This window comes from Yersinia sp. 22-579, from assembly GCF_030433455.1.
Taxonomy (GTDB): Bacteria; Pseudomonadota; Gammaproteobacteria; order Enterobacterales; family Enterobacteriaceae; genus Yersinia; species Yersinia enterocolitica.
This window is the reverse complement of sequence record NZ_JAUJTZ010000004.1, coordinates 156,459-177,853: the sequence shown is the minus strand read 5'-3', so window position 1 is coordinate 177,853 and position 21,395 is coordinate 156,459. Positions and strand designations below refer to the sequence as shown.

Below are 21,395 nucleotides of genomic sequence, written 5' to 3'. Positions count from 1 at the left end.
GATATCAGAATCGAATAACGCCTTTGATAAGATCTTTATTCTTCACAACCTGTTGTTCATAAACATCTGCCAAGGCATTGAATTCAAAGCTATGAGTGAGGATCATATTCGCCGATAATTTTCCTGCGGCCATCAATTTCCCGACTTTGGCAAAGTCCTCAAAAGTGGCATTTCGGCTACCCATCATGGTGGTTTCTTTTTTATGGAAATCAGGATCAGGGAAACTGAGATCGCCTTTAAACAGGCCGACAAACACGATGCTGCCTCCATGACGGATAAAGTTGACCGTGTTATTCATGGCTCGTTGATTACCGGTGGCATCTATCACTTTCAATGGCAACATGCCGGAGAATTGCTGGCGCAACTGTTGTTCGAATTCCGCATCACTTGGATCTAACGCGCAGATATCCAACAGATTTTCCACATGGTTACGGCGCTGCGTACTCGTGTCAGCCATCACCACATGAGCCCCATCGGCTTGTGCAATTGCAGCAACACCCAAGCCAATTGGGCCAGCACCAACCACCAGGACATGTTCACCGGGATGGATATCTGCCCGGCGCACGGCATGGGCGCTGATAGCGAAAGGCTCAATCAGTGCCGCAGATACGGGGTCTACATCATCCACCAGTAATAAATTGCTGGTGGGGACCGATAAATACTCGCTAAATCCACCATCCTGATGGACGCCAATAACTGAAATATTCTCACAGCAATTTGTTTTACCGCTCAAGCAAGAGTTACAGTGATGACAAGCAACATAAGGAATAACAGCAACACGTTGTCCGACATGCATATTATGAACGTTATCTCCTAACTCTATTATTTCCCCACAAATCTCATGGCCTAATACCCGTGGATAACTAAAAAAGGGTTGCTGACCTGCCCATGCATGTATATCTGTACCGCAAATACCAACATTTAAAACTTTTATTAAAGCTTCGTCTGCTTTCGGTATTGGCAATGCTCGTTGTTGATAAACCAACTTGGTAGGTTCTTCACAAAGTAATATTTTCATCGTATTTATATTTTCCATAACGGGGCCTCTTGATAGGTGGACTCTTTTATTAAATAAAAAAACACCCGCAGGATGAATCAATGCTGTTATTTGTGAACTAGTGCTGACTATTCAGCTTTAAATTAGTTTTAAATGAATAAAAAACCCTAGGAGCTATGATGAGTAGAACTCAAAACCTTCGCCATAATGTGATTAACCAAGTGATCGATGGGATAAGTAAAGGGCATATTTTATCTCCATTACCTTCCCAGGCGTCTCTGGCGGAAATGTATAACATCAGCCGCACGACCGTGAATCATACGTTAAATTATTTATATGAATGTGGCGTGTTGGAAAAAGTGAATGGCAATTATCTTATTGTACGTGAACCAAATGAAATGGACGGCTTTGATAGTGTCAGTCAGCCTATCGAAGAACAAACCAGAATTTTCGAACGTGCATTTTACCATATGATTAATCAGCGAAAATTACGTGCAGGTGATAATTTTTCGGAGTTACAACTAGCTCGAGAAGCCATGGTCAGCCCGATTGTTGTGCGCGAGTTTTTGCTGCGTTTTTGCCGTTACAATCTGATTGAGAGTATTCGCCGAGGGCAGTGGCGGATGAAGAAATTCGATAAAAACTATGCTGAGAAATTATTTGAATTAAGGGAAATGCTTGAAACTCATGCTCTTAATCGTTTTATGAATCTTCCCGCCGATGATGAGCGCTGGTTAAAAGCCAAAGAGCTATTGGGGCGTCATCGACAACTACGTGAAACGATAGGTGATAACTACCGGACCTTCTCGCAGCTTGACCAGGACTTTCATACACTCATTTTGTCTGCGGCAGAAAATCCTTTTTTCAATCAATCTTTGGAAATCATATCAGTTATATTTCACTTTCATTATCAATGGGATGAGGCAGATTTAAAGCAAAGAAACATTATTGCTACTGAAGAGCACATGGCCATATTAAGTGCCTTGATTTGCCGAAATGACCTCAATGCAATGCGTGAGTTGCGCCAACATTTGGATACAGCAAAGCAGTCAATGATGCATTCGATCAGCCAATACACTGATTGAATTTACTTTCAAAACTAGCAGGGTATGTAAATGCTGACACATCGATGACTGTAAATAACAATATGATATTAAAAGTTATTTTTAATTTTGTTGCGCTTTTTTATCGATTTTAATCCTATAAAAAGCTGATAAAAAACACGTTAAAAGCAGATTAAAAACAGTAAAATAATAGCTGCCACACGAATCTGTCATAAAAAACATGAAGTGGATATTTATCCCACTATCCTCAAAATCAGTTGATAGATATGAGTTATTACCGAAAGCGAAAAGGAGAATTAAATGACATCTCGAATCTAGTAGGGGTGGGATATTATAAAAAATAAGTCTCTGTATGAACTTATTATTAATAACATTAATATTGTAATGGTATTTTGCTATGTTAATAGGCAGACACAGTACAAGATTAATAATATATCCACAGTGTTTTTATGAATTAATTTCACTAAGACAGTAAAGAGACCCGGTATCCATATCGATAAATTAGCCAGCCAGGGAATATTTTTCGATACAAGTACGTCTTTAATGTATTGACAGCATGTAATGACTATTTTTAAAACCGAGGAATAAGATGAAAAGCAAAATAATTAATATTGAAGTCAAAGATATTCGCTTTCCTACTTCTAAAAACCTGGATGGTTCTGATGCGATGAATGCCATCTCAGATTATTCTGCTACCTATGTCACGTTAAGAACCGATGCCAATGACGATTTGGTGGGTAATGGTCTGACTTTTACTATTGGTCGTGGCAATGAGCTTTGCGTACAGGCGGTAAAATCATTGTCTGAGTTGTTTGTTCAAGACCGCTATCTGGAAGATATCACCGCTAATTTTGGTCGTTATTGGCATGAATTGGTGGCGGGGGATTGTCAGCTACGTTGGGTTGGCCCAGAAAAAGGGGTTATCCACCTGGCGACTGCGGCGATCATTAATGCGATATGGGATCTGTGGGCTAAAAAAGAAGGTAAACCGGTATGGAAACTTCTGGCAGACATGTCGCCAGAGCAATTGGTTAATTGCGTTGATTTCACTTACCTGACCGATGTGCTGACACCGGAAGAAGCCATTACGATGTTGCGCAAAGTATCCACTACTAAAGCTCAGCGCGAAGAGGAAATGTTGCGTGATGGCTTCCCGGGTTACACCACTGCCGCCGGATGGCTCGGCTATTCGGAAGAAAAAATGCGGACGCTGGCACGTCAGGCCGTTGCCGATGGCTGGACGCATTTGAAGCAAAAAGTGGGGGCTGATATTGAACAAGATATTCGTCGAGCCACTATTTTGCGCGAAGAGTTAGGTTGGGATTACAAATTAATGATGGATGCCAACCAGATTTGGGATGTTGATCAGGCAGTGGAAAATATGCGCCGATTGGCAGCATTTGATCCTTGGTGGATTGAGGAGCCGACCAGTCCGGATGATATTTTAGGTCATGCAGCTATTCGCCAGCGGATCGCACCTATTGGTGTTGCTACCGGTGAACACGCACATAACCGGGTGATGTTTAAACAAATGTTCCAAGCTGGTAGTCTTGATTTCTGTCAATTAGATCCGGCCAGACTGGGTGGATTGAATGAAGTATTAGCCGTATTACTATTGGCCGCCAAATTTAATATTCCTGTTTGCCCACATGGTGGTGGTGTTGGTTTATGCCAATATTCACAGAATATTGTTTTATTCGATTATATCGCGGTATCAGCATCACTGGATAAAAGGGTGCTGGAATATGTTGACCACTTACATGAAAACTTTATCGAGCCAATTACGATTAATCGTGGACGTTATATGCCGCCAAAATTGCCGGGCTATAGCGTCACGATGAAAGAAGAGTCATTAGCACGATTTGAGTATCCCCAGGGTGAAGAATGGCGCAGCTAGAAAATATGTCTTTTATAACTACATGTCTTTTATAACATTTTGTTTTTTTATAGCAATATATCTTGTTATAACAGCAAGTTGATTTTTATAAAAGGCCGCTTTGCCATCATAGAAATGATTGAGGAGTGGGCAAATGTCACCAAACGATAAAAGCGAACTGCTATCGTTAGCGATAAAAAAATCAGTCAGAAGATTATTACCCTTTCTGGCTATGATGTATATCATGGCCTATCTTGACCGGGCTAATATAGGTTTTGCGAAAGATACATTTCAGTTGGATACAGGGTTAAGTAATGCAGCATATGCCTTTGGTGCCGGTATATTCTTTATTGGTTATGCCATATTTGAAGTGCCCAGTAATATATTTATGTTTAAATATGGTGCGCGTATTTGGCTTGCGCGGATTATGGTCACCTGGGGGGCAATTTCATCCCTCATGATGTTTGCTAATTCAGAAGTCAGTTTCTACGTATTACGTTTTTTATTAGGTGCGTGTGAGGCCGGTTTTATGCCCGGAGTCATGTTGTATCTGACATTCTGGTTCCCGATTAATGTACGCGCAAAAGTCGCTGGTTTCTTCTGGTTTGGGCCACCACTGGCATTTATTCTGGGCGGGCCTTTGTCGGGAGGATTGTTATCAATGCACGGTGCGTTTGGCCTGCACGGTTGGCAAATTATGTTCCTGATAACAGGGTTGTTGACAATTTTGGTCGGTATTTGGGCTTATTTCTATCTTGATGACCGGCCTTCAGATGAGCGCTGCACTTGGCTTACCCAGCAGGAGCGCGATGTGTTGTGTGAAACCATGAACGCAGAAGAGCATGACAAGTTAAGTCATGGGCCAAAGAGTATCTTGCAGGCATTATTGGATCCTAAAGTTATCTTTCTCTGCCTGATTGCTTTCACTATCCAGGTCGGCTCTTATGGGATTGCGTTCTTCCTGCCAACGCAAGTGGCGAATATTCTAGGGACCAAGGTTGGATTCTTGGTTGGGGTAGTGACCGGTATCCCATGGCTGTGTGCATTAATTGCGGCTTACTATATTCCGCATTTTTCCACTGTTATTCGAGAACGTCGCTGGGTTGCTTCATTGACCTTATTCGCAGGTGCGGCAGGAGTTGCTGGTTCAGCCATGTTAGCAGGAACACCATTATTAGCTTTCATTGCTTTGTGTATTGGTTGCGCAGGTTTATTGGCGGTGCAACCGATATTCTGGACATTCCCTACCGGCTATTTAGGTGGTGCAGCAGCGGCATCCGGTATTGCTTTGATTAACTCACTGGCAAACCTGGGTGGATTCGTTGCTCCGAATATTCGGGTCTGGGCAGAAAATACTTTTAACTCCTCAGTTGCAGGTTTGTATCTATTAGGTGCTATTGCTTTGGTTGGTTCGGTCATGATACTGGCCGTTTACCGGCTAGGTATCGGTAAACAGGAAGAACGACATCGTGCCGCTCCTCTAGGTAATAGCCAGAAAGCATCTCAGTTATAACAAGTTGCTTATGAAAATAAAATGCACCTCAGAATTAGAGGTGCATTTTGTGTCACTGTCCGAAACTTATTGCACGGCAATGGGAGCTAACCCAGCGAGAGACGTTTAAACCAAGATTGCACCATACCCGGTTTGGAGAACATCACCAAATTACCTAATAGGATAAGTAGTAAACCGACGATGGCACTCAGGTGCCAGTGATAATTCTCATAAAATGTTGAAATCGTGAGTGCAACCAGAGGGAATAACAACGTGCTGTATGCTGCCCCACTGGCTCCGATACGACCGATCAAACTGAAATAAGCGGCAAAGGCAATGACTGAGCCAAAAATAGCTAAATACAACAAAGAGCCAAGGTAGCTTGAAGTCAGTTCAATCGTGAAAGAGTGATGCTGAATAAGACTGAAAAAACCCATTAATACAGCACCATAAGTCATAGCATAAGCATTAGTTGATAGAATATCCAGACCTCGGCGCTGGTGGCGACTGCTTATCATATTACCCAGAGAGAAACCGTAAGTTCCAAGCAAGCTCAGGCCAATTCCTTTCAGTAATTCGGGCGATATTTGAGTCGCGGTGAGATCTTGCCAGAACAGGGCAATAATACCTATCATCCCCAAAATACTGGCAGGAAGCAGATTAGGGCTAAGGCGTTGGCGGAAGAAAATTATGCCGTTAATGGCATTAAACAGCACCGCCATGGAGAAAATAACTGATTCCAAACCGCTGCTAATATAAGCCGCCGCATGATAAAAACAGTAGAAATTAAAAGCAAAGACGCAAAATCCCTGGGCGATACAAAAGAGATGATCACGTAAGGCGAGATGACGTAAGCGGCGAACAAGCAGTAAAATAATCATCATGACACCGGCTGCTAATGCGAACCGATAAAATATAGATACCGTAATAGCAACACTCCCTTGTTGTTGCAGGGTGATCGCAATCCATGTTGTTCCCCAAATCAGGACAACTAATAAATAAAGCAGCGCGTTCATGGTTATTTCTCATCACTTATCAAAACATCAGTATCTACCTGACAGGCAAATGCATCTTTCAGCGACTTGCGGTAAGTTGCAAAATCTTGCGCATTTTTGAGATAAATAACTAGAAAATATGGTTTGCGGTACAGCAAGTCACTAAACTGGGGCCATCAGCTTTACCACAGGAAGTCAGTGCGATGTTGGAACGTTACCAAGCCTTTGAAACCCTAAGAGAACATAAAGCTCGCTTGCATGATTGCGTGCAACTCGGCTCGGGTATTCAATTGGCGGCCTGGTCTAATCGCGATGACTGCGTTACGCAAGAAAGTCCGGATCATCACACCTTGAGTTTGTATGTCGCAGATGGTTATGAGTGCTATCACAAAACGCGGGCAGGGTGGAAAAACGGCGGGGGGCCGGATCGTTTTTGCATTATGCCAAAGGGCAGTTTATCGAGCTGGGATGTAAGAGACGATTTATCATTTGTGCATTTGTATTGCACCGATAACCATCTGCGCCAATTAGCAGAACAGATCTGGGAGCGTAGCCCTCAATCCATTCAGGTTGATGAGCGTATTTTCGCCGAAGATCCACAAATAACACTGCTGTATCGCCAATTTTTACTTAATTATGATTGGCAAGAACAGGCAAATCATTTGGCGCTCAGCAGTGCAGCAACTTTGCTGATGACCCATTTACTCAAAACTTACACCCAGTTACAGTGGGCTATTCCTGCTATTCGCGGTGGTTTGGCCCCGGTAGTATTAAAGCGGGTAAAGGAATATATCGACAGCCACCTTGCACAACCGCTGTTATTGTCTGACCTTGCTGAACAGGCTGGACTGAGTGAATTCCATTTTGCACGGATGTTTAAACAAAGTACTGGACTGGCACCACACCAGTTTGTGTTAAAAGCTCGTCTATGCCGAGCCGATCAATTGATAAGGTACAGTTTGATGCCAATTATTCATATTGCTTTGGAGTGTGGTTTTAGCTCTGCCAGTCATTTTAGCAACTGTTTTAAAGTTGCTTATGGGGTAACACCCTCTCTGATGAGACAACGCAAATCATAGCGATCGCGTATGTCAGAGTGATGCTACAGCGGGCAACTTAAGTCACCTTCAGAACAATTTAAGAATGATTTCAGTTGGGTGGTGCGCTCTTCAGTTTTATGGGTCAAGCAAGCAGAAATAATCATCGGATGTACTGAACCTCCCTCGGTAGCTGATGACTGGAAAGTACAGTCCGCATCACGGTATTTTATCCAGGTCAGTTGCGCACTTTTTAATAATGGCCTTTGGGCTACAGTTGTTTTGGCGAGAAGATCTTTGTAAGTGCGATTAAGTTCGGCATCAGCTTTTTTATAATCTGAATTTGCACATTGATTCATATCCTGTTGTGTTGCTGCATTTTTACAATCAACGGCCAGAGCTTGGCTGAGTGGTAGTATCAGTAATGTTACCAATATTATTTTCTTTTTTCGCATGATAACTCCAAAATAATAATAACTAAAAGTCACAGAAAGCCCCTCCTCAGTAAGGTGGGGCTTTGAATGATATGACATTTATTTCTTGGCCGCTGCCATAATATCTGGTTTCATATCAGATATTTTTTTATCGGGTGATTTTTTACAGATATCAATGACTTTAGGAGTATATACAGTATCGACTTCCTGAAAATCGACATTGTCGCCTTTTTTATACTGAGTATCCTCATTCAGTATCCAGAACGCCACTGGAGTCATACTTTTAGGATTAAGATCAAGAAACTCTTTGCAAGTCATATCCTTTGGCGTTGTGGAAGAGGCAAATACCGGAGCCATTGTTGTGACTAAGAGAGTTGCAATAGCAATACTAGATAATGATTTATAGACCATAGTTGTTTCCTTAGCTACTTGTTATATGTCACAGGACATTATTAATGTATGAGGGAGATTTTTTTTCTCGTTATTTAGCATGGGCTATAAAGTTATATCTTGCCAGGGGGGGAGTAAATTAATTCCGTGAGGTAATGATTATTAATTAACGTATAATGCATTTTTTTTAAAATAAGTTACATAATGAAAAGCAGATAAATTAAGCCATTCTATTTTTAACTTATCTGCTGTGGTAAGAATCTATCTATATTGATAAAAGAGGCTTACAGTATTATGGTTTTTTATTTCCTTGTGGTGGCGGGCATAAATGTTTGTCATCATGAGGTGGTTGGCCTTTAGATGCATGGCTATTATTATGATCTTTAGGGGGTGGCAATGGGTGGCCGTTCTTGTCTTTAGGCGGTTCAGGAGGGCGTTTGCAGTTCTCACTTGATGATTTTTGCATCTCTTGATGCGCAGGTGATGCCGCATAGCTGGCCGTCATATTGAATAGTAATACGGTGGACATACATATTATAAGTAACGTCTTCATTCTTACTCCAGTTGTTCAACATCAATTGTGGTGACTATAGCGGATTGATGTCTCAGTTTTCTTTACTGGATTTGTAATGATTTTATCAAGTTAAATTTCATTCCTTATCGGACAAGTGGTGTTATCAGGGCTGGCCTACACTGGCTTATTGTTCCATGTTATAATTCAAAGTGTTATTTCTGGTAGTATTAGCTAAGTTAATGATGTTTTTATTTTTTTTGTTTTACGTGCTAAATAATAGGTGATTTATATTTATGTCTTTATTTTCTTTTTATCATGGCTGCCTGGATTTTCTTTCCAGGAAAGTATTTGGTAAACACCCAAAAGGTGAGCCAGTGAAGAGAGAGAATGGGAAGCATGAATTATCTACTCTTCAGTTAGACGTGCTGCTGAATGCCGAAAAACAGATCGCCATTATTACTACAGACTTAGATAACTGCATCACGATATATAATGTGGGTGCAGAGAGAATGTTTGGTTATTCTAAGGATGAAGTTTTGGGAAAACCTATTTCCAACATATTGTATATCCCTGAAAATGGCGAATCCCAAGTTGATCTGGACTATTTATTACTTAATCGGCGCGAAGCCAATGAGTGGTGCTATCAACGTAAGGATGGTAAACGCTTTTGGGGCACATTGAGTGTCCATGAAATAACCTCTGATAATGGCAATGTTATGGGGTATATCAGTGTGATTGCTGATGTGTCGGAAAGAAAATCCTTACTGATAGAACTGGAAAAAAGTAAGCAGATGATGGACAAGTTAACTAAAAACTTGCCAGCGATGATCTATGCATACTATTTAAATTCTGATGGAGAATCTTATTTTAGTTATTGCAGCGAAGGGATTCGGAAAATATTTGACCTTGCACCCGCCGATGTCTTGCGCGTGCCACAAGAGAAAAACCCGCTATTTAGTCGTATTCATACTGACGATAGGGAGATGCTAAAACAGGCTGTTATCACATCCCAGCAAAATTTATCAGTTTGGAGTTGTGATTTTCGTGTGGTGTTGCCGGAAAAGGGGACGCATTGGCTTCATGGTGAGTCTTTCCCAACCCGCAAAGATGACGGCTCGGTTATTTGGTATGGTTCGTTTTTTGATATTACAGAACTTAAACAATCTGAATCTATCCTAAAAGCATTGGCACAAACAGATGTACTAACGGGGGTAGCAAATCGCCGTCACTTTGATGACATTTATCAGCATATTTGGCAGAAAAATTACGCCGAAAGGGGAACTCTGTCTGTGTTGATGATTGATTTTGACAATTTTAAAAGCTTTAACGATCTCTACGGGCATGCCATGGGGGATGTTTGCTTGAAATCCATTGTTGAAACGTTATCAAAATCTATTCGTGGCGGTTCAGATATTTTGGCTCGTTATGGTGGTGAGGAATTTATTGTTTTGCTCGCACCTAGCACATTGTCAGATGCAAAAGCAGTTGCCGAGCGCATGCGCCATTCTATTGAAGAACTGGATATCCCTCACGGCATGTCACCTCATGGGCGAGTGACTATCAGCGTGGGTGTGGCATCAGTCTCTGAACCCGGTGAGCATTTATCGGCGACAGATTTGTCAGAGGCTGCTGATAAAGCATTATACCGGGCGAAAACCGCGGGGAAAAACCGGGTTGAAGCGGTGGCACTGAGTTAATTAGTGCTATAGATGTAGAGAAATGTGGGGTAGGAAGAGGGGCTTACTACCCCACAAATATTCGATATATAACAAAAATGGAGATTTAATTACTGCCTGGCTTAATCTAGTTTATTAAATGAGATTTTAAGAAGGGAGTAGTGATATGTATAAGGAAATAAATAAATCTGGTTTATTAAACTCGGCAATTTTAATATTAACTCTAATATCAACCAATGAAATTATTGCGGCCAACGAACCTGTCTATAAATCCATTTATAATGTTAATCATGGCGCATTGATTTATAGCCATAACCATGGTCAGAACCAATATCTGTGGGCTGACTATGCTCACAATTTATCTGGAGACTGGAAAGCCAATGCCAACTGGAACCTTATGTACAACTCTGATGGGACAATTTCTTTTGTTAATCAAAACTCTGGCCTGTGTCTGCAACACTATGGGACCAACTATCAGATTGTGGAGCACAAGTGTACTGGCAGTCATGAAAAGCAAAAGTTTAATTTTGAACTTATCAGCTCCGGCGCTATTTTAATAAAGTTTGCACATAATAGTGAGTGCATTTATATGAGCTCGGGCATTCGTTATTACTCCATATACAGTGATGTATGTGACCAAACCAATAAAGACTTTTATTGGGCAATTGTCCCACCATTAGCGCCTTAATATTAAAATAGAAAGGAATTCGAATATGAGGGGATTATTTAAGGGATTAATTTATGGTTTTTCAAGTTTATGTCTAATAGCCCAAGCAGATGTTGCTGACTATAAATTAGCCTCCTGGAATATGCAGGGAGCCCAAAGTGGGTATGGTAGTAATTCCAAATGGGTAACGGGTGTCAAAGCAATATTTAGCAGAGATGGAATCGATATTGTAGCCTTGCAGGAAAGCGGTGCTGTACCGTCAAGTGCTATTGTTTTACCTATAGTGGCAGGTCAACACCCTGAAATAGAAAGAAGAATGCCGCGCTCCGATATACAAGTACCGGTGGTTTCTTTGGCCGGAGGGAGTGACACTATTATTAATCCCAGCCGCCGTGGGGTTTCAAGTAGTCTGGTGCAGGAATATCTCTGGAATGTCGGTAGCAGCAGTCGCTCCAGCGATTTTTATATTTATCACTTTGATCGTGGGCGAAGTGGACCGGCATCGCGAATCAATCTGGCGATTGTTTCCAGATTCCGAGCAGAAGAGGTCATTATCGTACCACCGATGACCAGTGGGCGTAACACCAGGCCCACATTGGGTATCCGAATCGGTGACGACTATTTTTTTAGTCTCCATGCCGAGGCGCGAACCAATAACGAAGCACCGCAAATTGTTCAATTCATTGATGGCTATATGGCAAGAACGATACAACCCAACCGTCCGCAAGCCACCTGGATGATAATGGGAGATTATAACCGCACACCTGAACAATTGGGTATATCCCTTGAGGCATTGAACCCGTCACTCACTCAGCCATATCAGATAGTCTCTCCTAATCAGATGACCCAGCAGTCGAACAGAACCATCGATTACGCAGTTATGGGAAGATTGAACCAAGGCGGGGGAAACACGGGTTCACTGATGACCGTGCCATTGATAGCTGCGCTGCTAACCTGTGCATCTGACCATATAGCAGTACGTTATATGCTTAAATAACTAAACAGTTTGTAAATTAATCGTATCTGAAGGGGGTAGGGCAATTCAGGGCAAGTCAACGACGTTGCACCGTACTCTACTCACCCCCTCATTTCTGATTGTAATGTTATGACTGACTAATAAGGGTCTTGAGCCTCACGCAGGCGTTCTTGTTCTTCAGCGATGACCGCCTGGATCTCCTCCAGCACACCCTCAACATCCGCAGCTTGCGTACTTTCTGCAAATTCGCCGGTCAATGGAGTTTCAGGGTGCAATTTGCCATCTTCATACAGCGCCCACATCTCTTTGGCATATTTAGTGCCAAGCAATTCCGGGGCATATTGACCATAATAATGTGTCATATTCGCCACATCTCGCTCCAACATGGCCTTAGCATGGTTATTCGCAGCAGCATTAACGGCTTGCGGTAAATCGATAATCACCGGGCCGTCTTTATCGATTAAGACATTAAACTCCGATAAGTCACCATGAACCAAGCCTGCGCACAGCATCCGTACGACATAACGGATCATTATTGCATGGTCGATCAGAGCTTGTTCTTTGCTAAATGGGACATCACTAAGCCGAGGAGCAGCGAGACCATCTTCATCGGTGACCAGCTCCATGAGCAGCACCCCATCAAGGCAGGCATAGGGTTGTGGCACGCGAACACCAGCATTGGCTAGCAGGTACAATGCATCCACCTCGGCGGTTTGCCAGGTTTCTTCTTGCTGCTTACGGCCAAACTTAGATCCCTTCGCCATGGCACGCGCATCGCGGCTATTACGGACCTTGCGACCTTCTTGATATTGAACCGCTTGTTTAAAATTGCGGTTCTCGGCTTCTTTGTAAACTTTAGCGCAGCGGATATCCTGCCCACAACGGACAACATAGACATCTGCTTCTTTGCCACTTTTTAAACGACGGATGACTTCGTCAACCAAGCCGTCATCAACCAGCGGTTGGATTCGTTTTGGAATTTTCATGGCGTCCTTGTACCCTATTTAAGCCCGCGATGGAATGGCTTTGGCTGAATTTTCCTCCAGTTTACCATTCGAGCCCATCTGCGGGTGGGTTTTTACTGTGTATCAAGCTGCACTGAACTGAGCATTATGCAGTTTGGCATAAGCCCCGTTACGGGCGAGGAGCTCGTGGTGGTCACCTTGTTCAACAATACCTTCTTTATCGACCACAATGATGCGGTCGGCATTTTGAATCGTGGCTAAACGGTGAGCAATCACCAAGGTGGTTCGGCCTTGCGATAGTTCAGTCAATGCCAACTGAATGGCTTGTTCGGTCGCAGTATCCAGCGCAGAGGTCGCTTCATCCAGAATCAAAATCGGCGGATTTTTCAGGAAGATACGGGCAATAGAAAGGCGCTGTTTTTGCCCGCCCGATAATTTTACTCCGCGCTCACCGACCACAGTATCAAGGCCATCTGGCAGGCTTTCAATCAGCTCATCCAAGCGGGCTTGTCGTGCTGCAGCCATGATTTCGTCATCACTGGCATCCAACTTGCCATAGGCGATATTCTCACGGATAGAACCGCCGAATAAGAAAACATCTTGTTGAACTATACCAATATTATTCCGTAATGATTGCTGAGTCATATCACGGATATTGATCCCATCAATGGTGATTGTACCGCCATCAAGTTCATAGAAGCGGGGAAGTAATGAACATAACGTGGTCTTGCCGGCCCCCGATGGCCCAACGAATGCGACAGTTTCGCCCGCACGGATTTGCAGATTCAAGTGAGTAAAGATTTTGCTCTGTGGTGAATAACCGAAACTGACATCCTGGTAGCAAATATCGCCCCTAAGATGGCCGACCGGACGCGCATTGGGTTGATCAACAATATCGGGTAAAGTATCAATCAATTGAGTGAATCGTTTAAATCCAGCTATTCCTTTCGGGTAGCTTTCCAGCACTGAGGTTATTTTTGCTACTGGGCGGAAAAACACTTCGACTAACAATAGAAAACCGACGAAGCCACCATAGCTCAACTGATCATGAACGACATACCAAGTACCGACTACCATCACAATCAACTGCACCAGACGGGTGCTGAGATAGCTCATGGTCATGCTGGTGGTCATGATGCGGTAAGCCTTCAGCTTCGTCGTACGGTAATCTTCGTTATCTTTGGCGAATAATTTCTTCTCGTGGGATTCGTTTGCGAACGCTTTGACTACCCGAATACCCCCAATACTTTCTTCAATCCGGGCATTAAAATTCCCTACCTGACCAAAAAGCCGGCGCCAGGTATCTGTCATTTGTGCACCATAACGGCTGACCAAATAGGTCATAAACGGCACAATAACAATAGTGAGCATCGCCAGTGGCAGATGAACGGATGCCATCAGAATAAAGGCACCAATAAATGTCATCACTGCAATAAAAAGATCTTCCGGGCCGTGATGGGCAATTTCCCCGACTTCCTCTAAATCTTTCGTTACATGAGTGATGATATGGCCGGTCTTCATATTGTCGTAATAGCTAAATGATAACTTTTGCAGATGACTAAAGGCCTGGCGACGCATATCGGTTTCAATACCGACGCCGAGAGCATGTCCCCAATAGTTAACTATTGCCATGAGCGCTGTATTCAGTAGATAAATCATTAGCAGGCCCGTTGCAGCCCAGACTATCAACACCCAGTCTTGGTTAGGGAGCAGCTTATCAATGAACAGCTTTACCGCCATCGGGAAGCTCAGTTCCAGCAGCCCAGCCAAAATTGCACAGCCAAAATCCAGATAGAAAAGCCCTTTGTATGGGGTGTAATAAGAAAAGAAACGGCGGAGCATCAGAAATCCTTACAATTACAGAGGGAAATGACAACACAAAATAAGAAAATCGGTTTGCGGCATCATAAATCGAAATAGTTCTTAATAGCGTTTATTTTGCCAGTTATCAGCAGATAATAAAATTCTTATCTGTGAGAATATCCAGAAGCAAAGATAAAATCGAGTTGTGCCAGTGATTTCATAACGAGGAACAATGACAATGAAGTTAACGATGACGGACACCCCAACAACTGAAGATGTAGCTGAAATAATGGCAGGGTTGAAGGCTTTTAACCGTAATTTTGTCGGTGATAATGGGCGTAAACCATTAGCGGTGTTTATAACGGGTGAGCATGGTGAGAAGTTAGGGGGTATTACTACTTATACGTTAGGTCATTATCTGAGTATAGAATTGTTATGGGTATCAGATACGTTACGTCATTCTGGAGCGGGTAGCAAACTGATACAGGCAGTTGAGCGAGAAGCAATACTGCGGGGATGTAAATTCGCCCAAGTCGATACATTCAGTTTTCAAGCGCGGCCTTTCTATGAAAAGCATGGTTATCAATTGCAGATGACGTTAGAAAATGTCGTGGATGAGTACCATCGTTATTATCTAACGAAAAGCCTGATGAGCTAAATTACGTCGAAATAGACATAAATAGATAAATTTTATGTCACTCAGACGCCGAACGAATAAAACAACGCTCAACTCAGTTCAGCAATACACCAATGCACTACACCATTTTAATGATGGCTACGTGCATTATTTATGCTTGCTATACTCAAACTATGAATATTCAGCTTTTGACGAAAGCTCACATTTTTGCTGAATAGCAGCTGGTCTTAAGCTTTTATTAGGTTAATGTGGTTTACATAGGATTTACTCTTGTAAAGGGACAGAAATATGGCGGCCTCTTCAAATAAAAAGTTATCACTGTGGTCATTAACTTCGTTGGTCGTCGGTTCAATGATAGGTGCCGGTATTTTCTCTTTACCCGCGACATTTGGCCGCGCTACTGGAGGTTTTGGCGCACTCATCGCCTGGGTTATTGCAGGGGGAGGCATGCTGACTTTGGCTTTTGTTTTCCAGACATTGGCGCAGCGTAAACCTGAACTCGATTCTGGTGTTTATATCTATGCGAAAACCGGATTTGGTGATTATGCCGGGTTTGCGTCGGCTATCGGTTTCTGGGCTGGTGCATGTATCGGCAGTGTCTCTTATTTTGTACTGATCAAATCAACACTCGGAGCATTCTTTCCACTATTTGGCGATGGCAATACTTTATCCGCTGTATTAATTGCCTCATTCATTTTGTGGAGCTTCCATTTTATGGTGTTACGTGGCATCAAAGAGGCGGCGGCGATTAATACCATTGCAACTTTTGCTAAAGTTATTCCAATATTTATTTTTATTATTGTTTTAGCATTTGCCTTCCACACCGATACTTTCGCATTAAATTTCTGGGGTACTCAACCTCTGGGGACGGTGGGTGACCTCTCTCATCTGGACGATTATGGTTATACCGGTCATGCGGCCTTGGAAATAGGTGCTGGTTCTGAATCTCTATTTTCTCAAGTTCGTAGCACTATGCTGGTAACTGTATTTGTTTTTGTCGGTATCGAGGGGGCGAGTGTTTATTCCCGCTATGCTAAGGAAAGAAAACATGTCGGTATAGCGACGGTCTTAGGTTTTATTGGTGTTTTATGTCTGCTGGTGTTGGTTACCATGCTTTCCTATGGTGTACTGCTACGCCCTGATCTGGCTGCTTTACGTCAACCCTCAATGGCGGGGGTGTTAGAGCATATCGTAGGCCGGTGGGGGGCAATATTTATCAGTATTGGATTGATCATCTCAGTGATGGGTGCCTATTTGTCATGGACTCTACTGGCGGCCGAAGCGCTTTATTGTGCAGCAAAAAGTCATATTATGCCGAGTGTCTTGGCAACCGAGAATAAACACGGGGTACCCTCCGCAGCGGTTTGGATGTCCAATATTTTTATCCAATTATTCTTAATTGTTACGCTTTTCACTGAATATGCTTTTCAACTTGCACTTGAGTTAACCAGTTCACTGGTCCTGATTCCCTATCTATTGGTTGCTGCCTATGGCTTGAAATTGGCCTGGACCCGAGAGACATACTCTGTAGGAACGAAAGACCATACGAAAGATTTTATTATTGCATTGATAGCCACGTTCTACGCTGTATTGATGGTGTATGCCGGAGGGTTGAAATACATATTATTATCGGCAGTGATATACGGTCCAGGAACCTTGTTGTTTATTATCGCTAAACGCGAGCAGAAGAAATTAGTCTTCTCGGCTATTGAAAAATGTGCTTTTGCCGTAGCACTCATTGCTGCAGTCGCGGCGCTATACAGCCTTGCGACAGGTATTATCACCGTGTGATAAGATTGACGATATTAAATGCGAATAGGCTGGGAATTCCGGTCCTGAGCGATGAGTGCAATACATTATCTATCTTAATGTGTTTGGAGTATTTCCCCATCTTTACAATGGGTGGGCTTGATATATAACACAGACTACGACAGGATCGCGTTGTAAAAGCCTGCTGTCAGGCTAGCGCTAGTATGATTTTTTGATAAACATGCGCTAATAAAACACGATTTTTCTTATGCAAGGTTACGGCTGGTGTGTTTTGCCAGTAGGTATTGTTTTGAAAAAACAAGAAAATATTACCCAGAATAGCGACTATTCAACGGGAATTGGCGACGCGCAATTTGCGCTCGTGGTTTTACTGACAACATCATGTTTGCTGATCGCAATAACGTTGATTGTGATCCTATGGTTAATTTGATGCGCCATAGACATTAGGGAGGATATATGGACAAGAGCTTGTTTGATGACAATAAAGTCATTGCACTGATTGGTTTACTGCTGGCGGCACTTATTGTGGTGAGTACTATGTTTGTGATGACCTACATGGCGGATCGCCAGCGTAACGAAATACAAACTGTTGATGTGCAGAATTGCTACAAAAAAAACTGAGAATATATTCGCCGGTTAGCGTTGGTAAGCATTCAGGCGAATAATGGTATTGTGTGGATTACGCCAGTTTTTGGTGAGTGGTATGCAAGGGCAAAGCGATATTGAGGTCAATATCTGTATTTTGCCGGAAGTCATACGGGGTTATGCCGTAACGTTTTCTGAACATGTAAGTAAAGTGTGATTGTGAACCAAAGCCAAAATCCAAAGCAATATCAAAAATAGTGCTGTCACTGCTACGCAGTTGATAGACAGCACCTGCTAAGCGCCTTTCACGAATGTATTTACCTAATGACACCCCTGTCACTTCTTTAAATATTTTCTGCATATGCCAGAGAGAATAGCCAGAGTACGCGGCTAACTCTTCAAGGTAGATGACTCTCCCCAGATGGGTTTCGACCCATTTACTGAGGGCGCAGACTAACGCGAGATGATTTTCTTGTGACATTATTTAGTCTGTTTTTTCTGGTTAGGAGAAGTGCAGTATACACAAGTTGAATCTAACAACACAAAACACCAAATTGGCTGTGATTGTAGCAAATATATCATGAAGGCTTTTCAAGATGTGTTTGCAAAAGAACTTTCTGGTGCCATAGTAAAAGGGTAGTGTCATCTGAAAGGGGGAGACCCCGAGGATAAAAGGTTGAGTTTGGAAAAATAGAAATTAAAAAAGATGAGGTGATCGCATGTTGATAACAGTGATTATGACTCTGATAGCGGTTGTGGGTGTGACCGTCTTTCTAAAGATGCCAGTAATGGTTCTGCACAAAGATAAAAGCGTAGGAGGTGATAAACTGTGAGACTAGAAATATTGTGATCAATAGATATGTAATGACTTCTCTTCCGAACCAGGTGATTGATAACTATCAAACCTGGTTTTTTTATACCTATTTTTAACCTTTAGCATCATTAACCCAGCCCTCGCACCGATCTTTTTTACCCGCAACAAACGCTTCAGTTGATGACTTAATGCACCGAGTTATCGCTGTAGGTTGTTCATTAATCGAAGATAATTCTTACCGATAAAATCGTGAGTATGACACTGTCGGCTAAAGATATATGCCCAAGGGCGTGATATCCTTGTGCAATATTATTGTGAAGGAATTATTCATGTCTGAAATGTTCACTAATGACCAAGAACTGGTCTCCGATCTGGTTGCTTGCCAATTGGTTATCAAACAAATTCTTGATGTGATTGATATTATTGCGCCGACCGAAGTGCGGGATAAGATGTCTCATCAACTCAAAGCTATTGATTTCGCTTCACATCCTGCGGGAGCTGATCCGGTAACCAAGCGTGCAATTGAGAAAGCCATTGCATTGATTGATATGAAGTTTACGCAGAAGTAACGTACTATCAGTTGCGTTTTGGTCTGTACATTGAGCACAGACCAAAACCCGTGAGCTGGACAAGCTGCGGATGAGTACGAACCTGTTATCGGTTATTCAAAAACATTATTACCAATTTTTTTCACTAAAGGGCAGTTACTAACACCGATGATACCATTCTCTCCGTTTATAAATTGAGCGGTTGAGATGCTTCTGGCCGTCAGATATTTGCATTGCAAACCGATGCCTGCGGCGTTTTTCTCGCTGCCAATCAGTACGCCATAGCCCGAAAAGAGCAAGCCTAAGTATATGATTGCCACCACCAAGAGAAGTCTGAATAAACTCATATGGTCACTCCCTGTAATTAGTTTTACTTATTATATAATAGATAAGTTTAACAGTTTAACTTGTAATAATGAGATGGTTAATAGTAAAAATCCTAAACCCTATTGATTTATAGAGCGAAATTGTAAAATAGTCACTAAAATGGGATGCTAACGTGATGACAAACATGAGTAATTACATCTTGGCTATAAATGGTTGATGTTTAGTAAAGTATAATTAAAAGAAAATGTTGAATAAGGTGCCTGATTTGAACATTAAAAAACTTGTTGCAACGGTAGGGATCATTGCCGTTTGTTGCTTGTTTTATCTGTTAGCCCTTGATAGTTATTGTGACCAAGGGGGAACTTTCTCTACCGGTATTTGCACTATTACTTCGATTATTCCATGGTAAGGATAACCTACCTTCTCGTTATATAATAACCAGTAAAAACTATTTCTGATAGTTATCGTTATTAAGTGTTAATCGATTGCTCGGATTAACCTTTGTGACACGGAGAGTGATAAGATAGAGCCTTCGTCACGCATGTAATAGGGTAGTCAATGTTAGATACAAATATGGGCACAATGGGTATTGTCCCAATCGCTTTTTCGCTGTTTACCGTCATTTTTTTCTTGATAGTTTGGTTCTTTTTGAGCCGTGCCAGCGTGCGAGCAAACGAACAAATTCGCTTGTTACAAGACATCGTCGAACAACAGAAACAGCAAACAGAATTACTCAAAGCATTACTGGCTAACGCAACAGGTACCAGTGACTTTCAAAGTGACAGTGATATCGTTTCTCCTCTTGATTTTAAAGGCGTTATTCCGGAGAGATAAACTCACCGACTCTGGCGCTGTGGGTTGACAGTGTCAGAGTGATATTCATACCCCTTTCCTTTTGCTTTCCCCGATGTTCTGCTTTACCTTCTGGCGTCAGGTCACTCTTTTATCAAGCTAAAACAAACGTGTTGATTGTCATAAATTTGTCTTAATTTCGCCGTAATGTAGCCTGAACTTTATAGGCGAATGGTGATTCGGATGATTAAATGGTATGAAGAAAGTGACAGCGAAGTGAACAGAAGCATTGCGTTACTGAGCGGTGAGGATCCCGACAAGTGGTATCCGTATGGCGGCATTAAAGGCAAAGATTACTGCAAGAACCCTTCCGACGCATGGCCTATCATCTATGCCAACAAAATTGGTCTCTATTCCCCAGAAATTAATGATAATAATCAGTGGAATGCCAGAATTACCAATCCGCAAGGAGAATGGCAAGCCTATAGCCAAAGCCCGCTGCGCGCGGCGATGATCTGTTATTTGCTCAGTCAGGAAGTGTGATAATCCACCCCTAGTCATACTCAGTAATAGTGATTGTCCCGTGAAGCTCAGATCGCGGGAATGACAAACGGTAAGGCGTTTTTTGATTGCTTTCGTGGAGCTGATGATGAAACGTATCATTAAAGGTGATTCAAATTTGTCACACTTGGTTATTGCTCATGCTGCAATTGACCACCATCAAAAATCCTATGGCGAACGCCGCCAAGGCTGGCCATCAACTTATCTTATCCGCTACAAGAATAATCGAGTTGCTGTCGAAGTTGTCACCCGGCGTCAGTCCTATGTGGCTACATTAATGATTGGTGCCCGAAATTTGAGTAAGTTATGTGGTATATCTGCGTTGCATCTCTGAGGGATATCCAGAGCCTCAGCTAATAGAATACTCGGCATATATAGTGCTAGCCGATTGTTTTTCATCCTGTCACCCACTAATGACCTTAATCCTTGCCGCAAGCAGGTTTAAGTGTTAAAAAACCGCCGCAGATTCATTTAC

Annotated in this window: 25 protein-coding genes; 16 read left to right on the top strand and 9 right to left on the bottom strand. The window is 42.4% G+C overall.

Features of this window, described 5'->3' with window-relative positions; genetic code table 11:
* Positions 1–4 precede the first annotated feature (4 nt).
* A complete protein-coding gene (locus QSV56_RS06680; protein WP_046052005.1) occupies positions 5–1,027 on the bottom strand; it encodes a zinc-binding alcohol dehydrogenase family protein in 1,023 nt (340 codons plus the stop codon).
* Positions 1,028–1,176: 149 nt separating this feature from the next.
* Between QSV56_RS06680 and QSV56_RS06675 the strand changes: the two genes are divergently transcribed.
* From QSV56_RS06675 to QSV56_RS06665, 3 genes are all read left to right on the top strand, one after another.
* Positions 1,177–2,082 (top strand): GntR family transcriptional regulator, encoded by a 906-nt coding sequence (locus QSV56_RS06675; RefSeq protein WP_019079741.1) that lies wholly within the window; start codon positions 1,177–1,179, stop codon positions 2,080–2,082.
* Between the two features lie 568 nt (positions 2,083–2,650).
* Positions 2,651–3,958, top strand: a complete 1,308-nt coding sequence (locus QSV56_RS06670; RefSeq protein ID WP_019079740.1) for an enolase C-terminal domain-like protein — start codon at positions 2,651–2,653, stop codon at positions 3,956–3,958.
* A gap of 133 nt (positions 3,959–4,091) precedes the next feature.
* Complete coding sequence (locus QSV56_RS06665) at positions 4,092–5,450, top strand: MFS transporter (RefSeq protein WP_046050775.1); 1,359 nt, start codon at positions 4,092–4,094, stop codon at positions 5,448–5,450.
* Positions 5,451–5,536: 86 nt separating this feature from the next.
* Here the strand turns inward: QSV56_RS06665 and QSV56_RS06660 are convergent, their stop codons facing one another.
* Positions 5,537–6,445, bottom strand: coding sequence for a DMT family transporter (locus QSV56_RS06660; RefSeq protein WP_046050776.1), 909 nt, complete (start codon positions 6,443–6,445; stop codon positions 5,537–5,539).
* A 182-nt stretch (positions 6,446–6,627) separates the two neighbouring features.
* Between QSV56_RS06660 and QSV56_RS06655 the strand changes: the two genes are divergently transcribed.
* Entirely contained in the window at positions 6,628–7,503 is an 876-nt protein-coding gene (locus QSV56_RS06655) for a helix-turn-helix domain-containing protein (RefSeq protein ID WP_026017875.1), read from the top strand.
* Positions 7,504–7,526: 23 nt separating this feature from the next.
* Here QSV56_RS06655 and QSV56_RS06650 read toward each other — a convergent pair whose 3' ends face one another.
* From QSV56_RS06650 to QSV56_RS06640, 3 genes are all read right to left on the bottom strand, one after another.
* Complete coding sequence (locus tag QSV56_RS06650) at positions 7,527–7,916, bottom strand: lysozyme inhibitor LprI family protein (protein WP_019079736.1); 390 nt, start codon at positions 7,914–7,916, stop codon at positions 7,527–7,529.
* Positions 7,917–7,994: 78 nt separating this feature from the next.
* Entirely contained in the window at positions 7,995–8,306 is a 312-nt protein-coding gene (gene hdeB, locus QSV56_RS06645) for an acid-activated periplasmic chaperone HdeB (protein WP_046050777.1), read from the bottom strand.
* 271 nt (positions 8,307–8,577) lie between these two features.
* On the bottom strand, positions 8,578–8,838 hold the full coding sequence (locus tag QSV56_RS06640; protein WP_026017874.1) for a hypothetical protein: 261 nt from the start codon (positions 8,836–8,838) through the stop codon (positions 8,578–8,580).
* A 254-nt stretch (positions 8,839–9,092) separates the two neighbouring features.
* On the opposite strand from QSV56_RS06640, the gene QSV56_RS06635 reads away from it, so the two are divergent.
* The 3 genes from QSV56_RS06635 (at position 9,093) to QSV56_RS06625 (ending at position 12,139) form a co-directional block, all read left to right on the top strand.
* A complete protein-coding gene (locus QSV56_RS06635; protein WP_046050778.1) occupies positions 9,093–10,496 on the top strand; it encodes a sensor domain-containing diguanylate cyclase in 1,404 nt (467 codons plus the stop codon).
* A 145-nt stretch (positions 10,497–10,641) separates the two neighbouring features.
* Positions 10,642–11,163 carry an RICIN domain-containing protein gene (locus QSV56_RS06630; protein WP_019079732.1) on the top strand — a complete coding sequence of 174 codons (522 nt, stop codon included), beginning with the start codon at positions 10,642–10,644 and terminating at the stop codon, positions 11,161–11,163.
* Positions 11,164–11,188: 25 nt separating this feature from the next.
* A complete protein-coding gene (locus QSV56_RS06625) occupies positions 11,189–12,139 on the top strand; it encodes a cytolethal distending toxin subunit B family protein (RefSeq protein WP_050130953.1) in 951 nt (316 codons plus the stop codon).
* 116 nt (positions 12,140–12,255) lie between these two features.
* Here QSV56_RS06625 and QSV56_RS06620 read toward each other — a convergent pair whose 3' ends face one another.
* Positions 12,256–13,104 carry a PA4780 family RIO1-like protein kinase gene (locus QSV56_RS06620; RefSeq protein ID WP_005158129.1) on the bottom strand — a complete coding sequence of 283 codons (849 nt, stop codon included), beginning with the start codon at positions 13,102–13,104 and terminating at the stop codon, positions 12,256–12,258.
* Between the two features lie 102 nt (positions 13,105–13,206).
* Positions 13,207–14,925, bottom strand: coding sequence for an ABC transporter ATP-binding protein (locus QSV56_RS06615; RefSeq protein WP_019079730.1), 1,719 nt, complete (start codon positions 14,923–14,925; stop codon positions 13,207–13,209).
* Between the two features lie 199 nt (positions 14,926–15,124).
* Between QSV56_RS06615 and QSV56_RS06610 the strand changes: the two genes are divergently transcribed.
* The 4 genes from QSV56_RS06610 to QSV56_RS06595 all read left to right on the top strand — a co-directional run bounded on the left by QSV56_RS06610 (position 15,125) and on the right by QSV56_RS06595 (position 17,914).
* Positions 15,125–15,544, top strand: a complete 420-nt coding sequence (locus QSV56_RS06610; RefSeq protein WP_046694899.1) for a GNAT family N-acetyltransferase — start codon at positions 15,125–15,127, stop codon at positions 15,542–15,544.
* 267 nt (positions 15,545–15,811) lie between these two features.
* Entirely contained in the window at positions 15,812–17,314 is a 1,503-nt protein-coding gene (locus tag QSV56_RS06605; RefSeq protein WP_019079728.1) for an amino acid permease, read from the top strand.
* Positions 17,315–17,540: 226 nt separating this feature from the next.
* Positions 17,541–17,723 carry a hypothetical protein gene (locus tag QSV56_RS06600; protein WP_005170555.1) on the top strand — a complete coding sequence of 61 codons (183 nt, stop codon included), beginning with the start codon at positions 17,541–17,543 and terminating at the stop codon, positions 17,721–17,723.
* Between the two features lie 26 nt (positions 17,724–17,749).
* Positions 17,750–17,914 (top strand): hypothetical protein, encoded by a 165-nt coding sequence (locus QSV56_RS06595; protein WP_005158133.1) that lies wholly within the window; start codon positions 17,750–17,752, stop codon positions 17,912–17,914.
* Positions 17,915–17,972: 58 nt separating this feature from the next.
* Here the strand turns inward: QSV56_RS06595 and QSV56_RS06590 are convergent, their stop codons facing one another.
* Complete coding sequence (locus QSV56_RS06590; RefSeq protein ID WP_005158136.1) at positions 17,973–18,359, bottom strand: helix-turn-helix domain-containing protein; 387 nt, start codon at positions 18,357–18,359, stop codon at positions 17,973–17,975.
* Positions 18,360–19,021: 662 nt separating this feature from the next.
* On the opposite strand from QSV56_RS06590, the gene QSV56_RS06585 reads away from it, so the two are divergent.
* Positions 19,022–19,261: a DUF2766 family protein gene (locus QSV56_RS06585; protein ID WP_005170549.1), complete on the top strand. Its 240-nt coding sequence runs from the start codon at positions 19,022–19,024 to the stop codon at positions 19,259–19,261.
* A 92-nt stretch (positions 19,262–19,353) separates the two neighbouring features.
* On the opposite strand, the gene QSV56_RS06580 is transcribed toward QSV56_RS06585, so the two are convergent.
* A complete protein-coding gene (locus QSV56_RS06580) occupies positions 19,354–19,587 on the bottom strand; it encodes a YobH family protein (protein ID WP_019083367.1) in 234 nt (77 codons plus the stop codon).
* A gap of 245 nt (positions 19,588–19,832) precedes the next feature.
* Between QSV56_RS06580 and QSV56_RS21930 the strand changes: the two genes are divergently transcribed.
* From QSV56_RS21930 to QSV56_RS06565, 4 genes are all read left to right on the top strand, one after another.
* Positions 19,833–19,976: a PhoP/PhoQ regulator MgrB gene (locus tag QSV56_RS21930; protein ID WP_005170546.1), complete on the top strand. Its 144-nt coding sequence runs from the start codon at positions 19,833–19,835 to the stop codon at positions 19,974–19,976.
* Between the two features lie 149 nt (positions 19,977–20,125).
* Positions 20,126–20,401 carry a YebO family protein gene (locus QSV56_RS06575; protein ID WP_005170543.1) on the top strand — a complete coding sequence of 92 codons (276 nt, stop codon included), beginning with the start codon at positions 20,126–20,128 and terminating at the stop codon, positions 20,399–20,401.
* 201 nt (positions 20,402–20,602) lie between these two features.
* The gene (locus QSV56_RS06570; protein ID WP_005163675.1) at positions 20,603–20,902 is read left to right on the top strand and encodes a phage protein NinX family protein; all 300 of its coding nucleotides are present in this window, start codon (positions 20,603–20,605) and stop codon (positions 20,900–20,902) included.
* A 106-nt stretch (positions 20,903–21,008) separates the two neighbouring features.
* Positions 21,009–21,254, top strand: a complete 246-nt coding sequence (locus tag QSV56_RS06565; protein ID WP_005163674.1) for a DUF4060 family protein — start codon at positions 21,009–21,011, stop codon at positions 21,252–21,254.
* Positions 21,255–21,395: the final 141 nt, after the last annotated feature.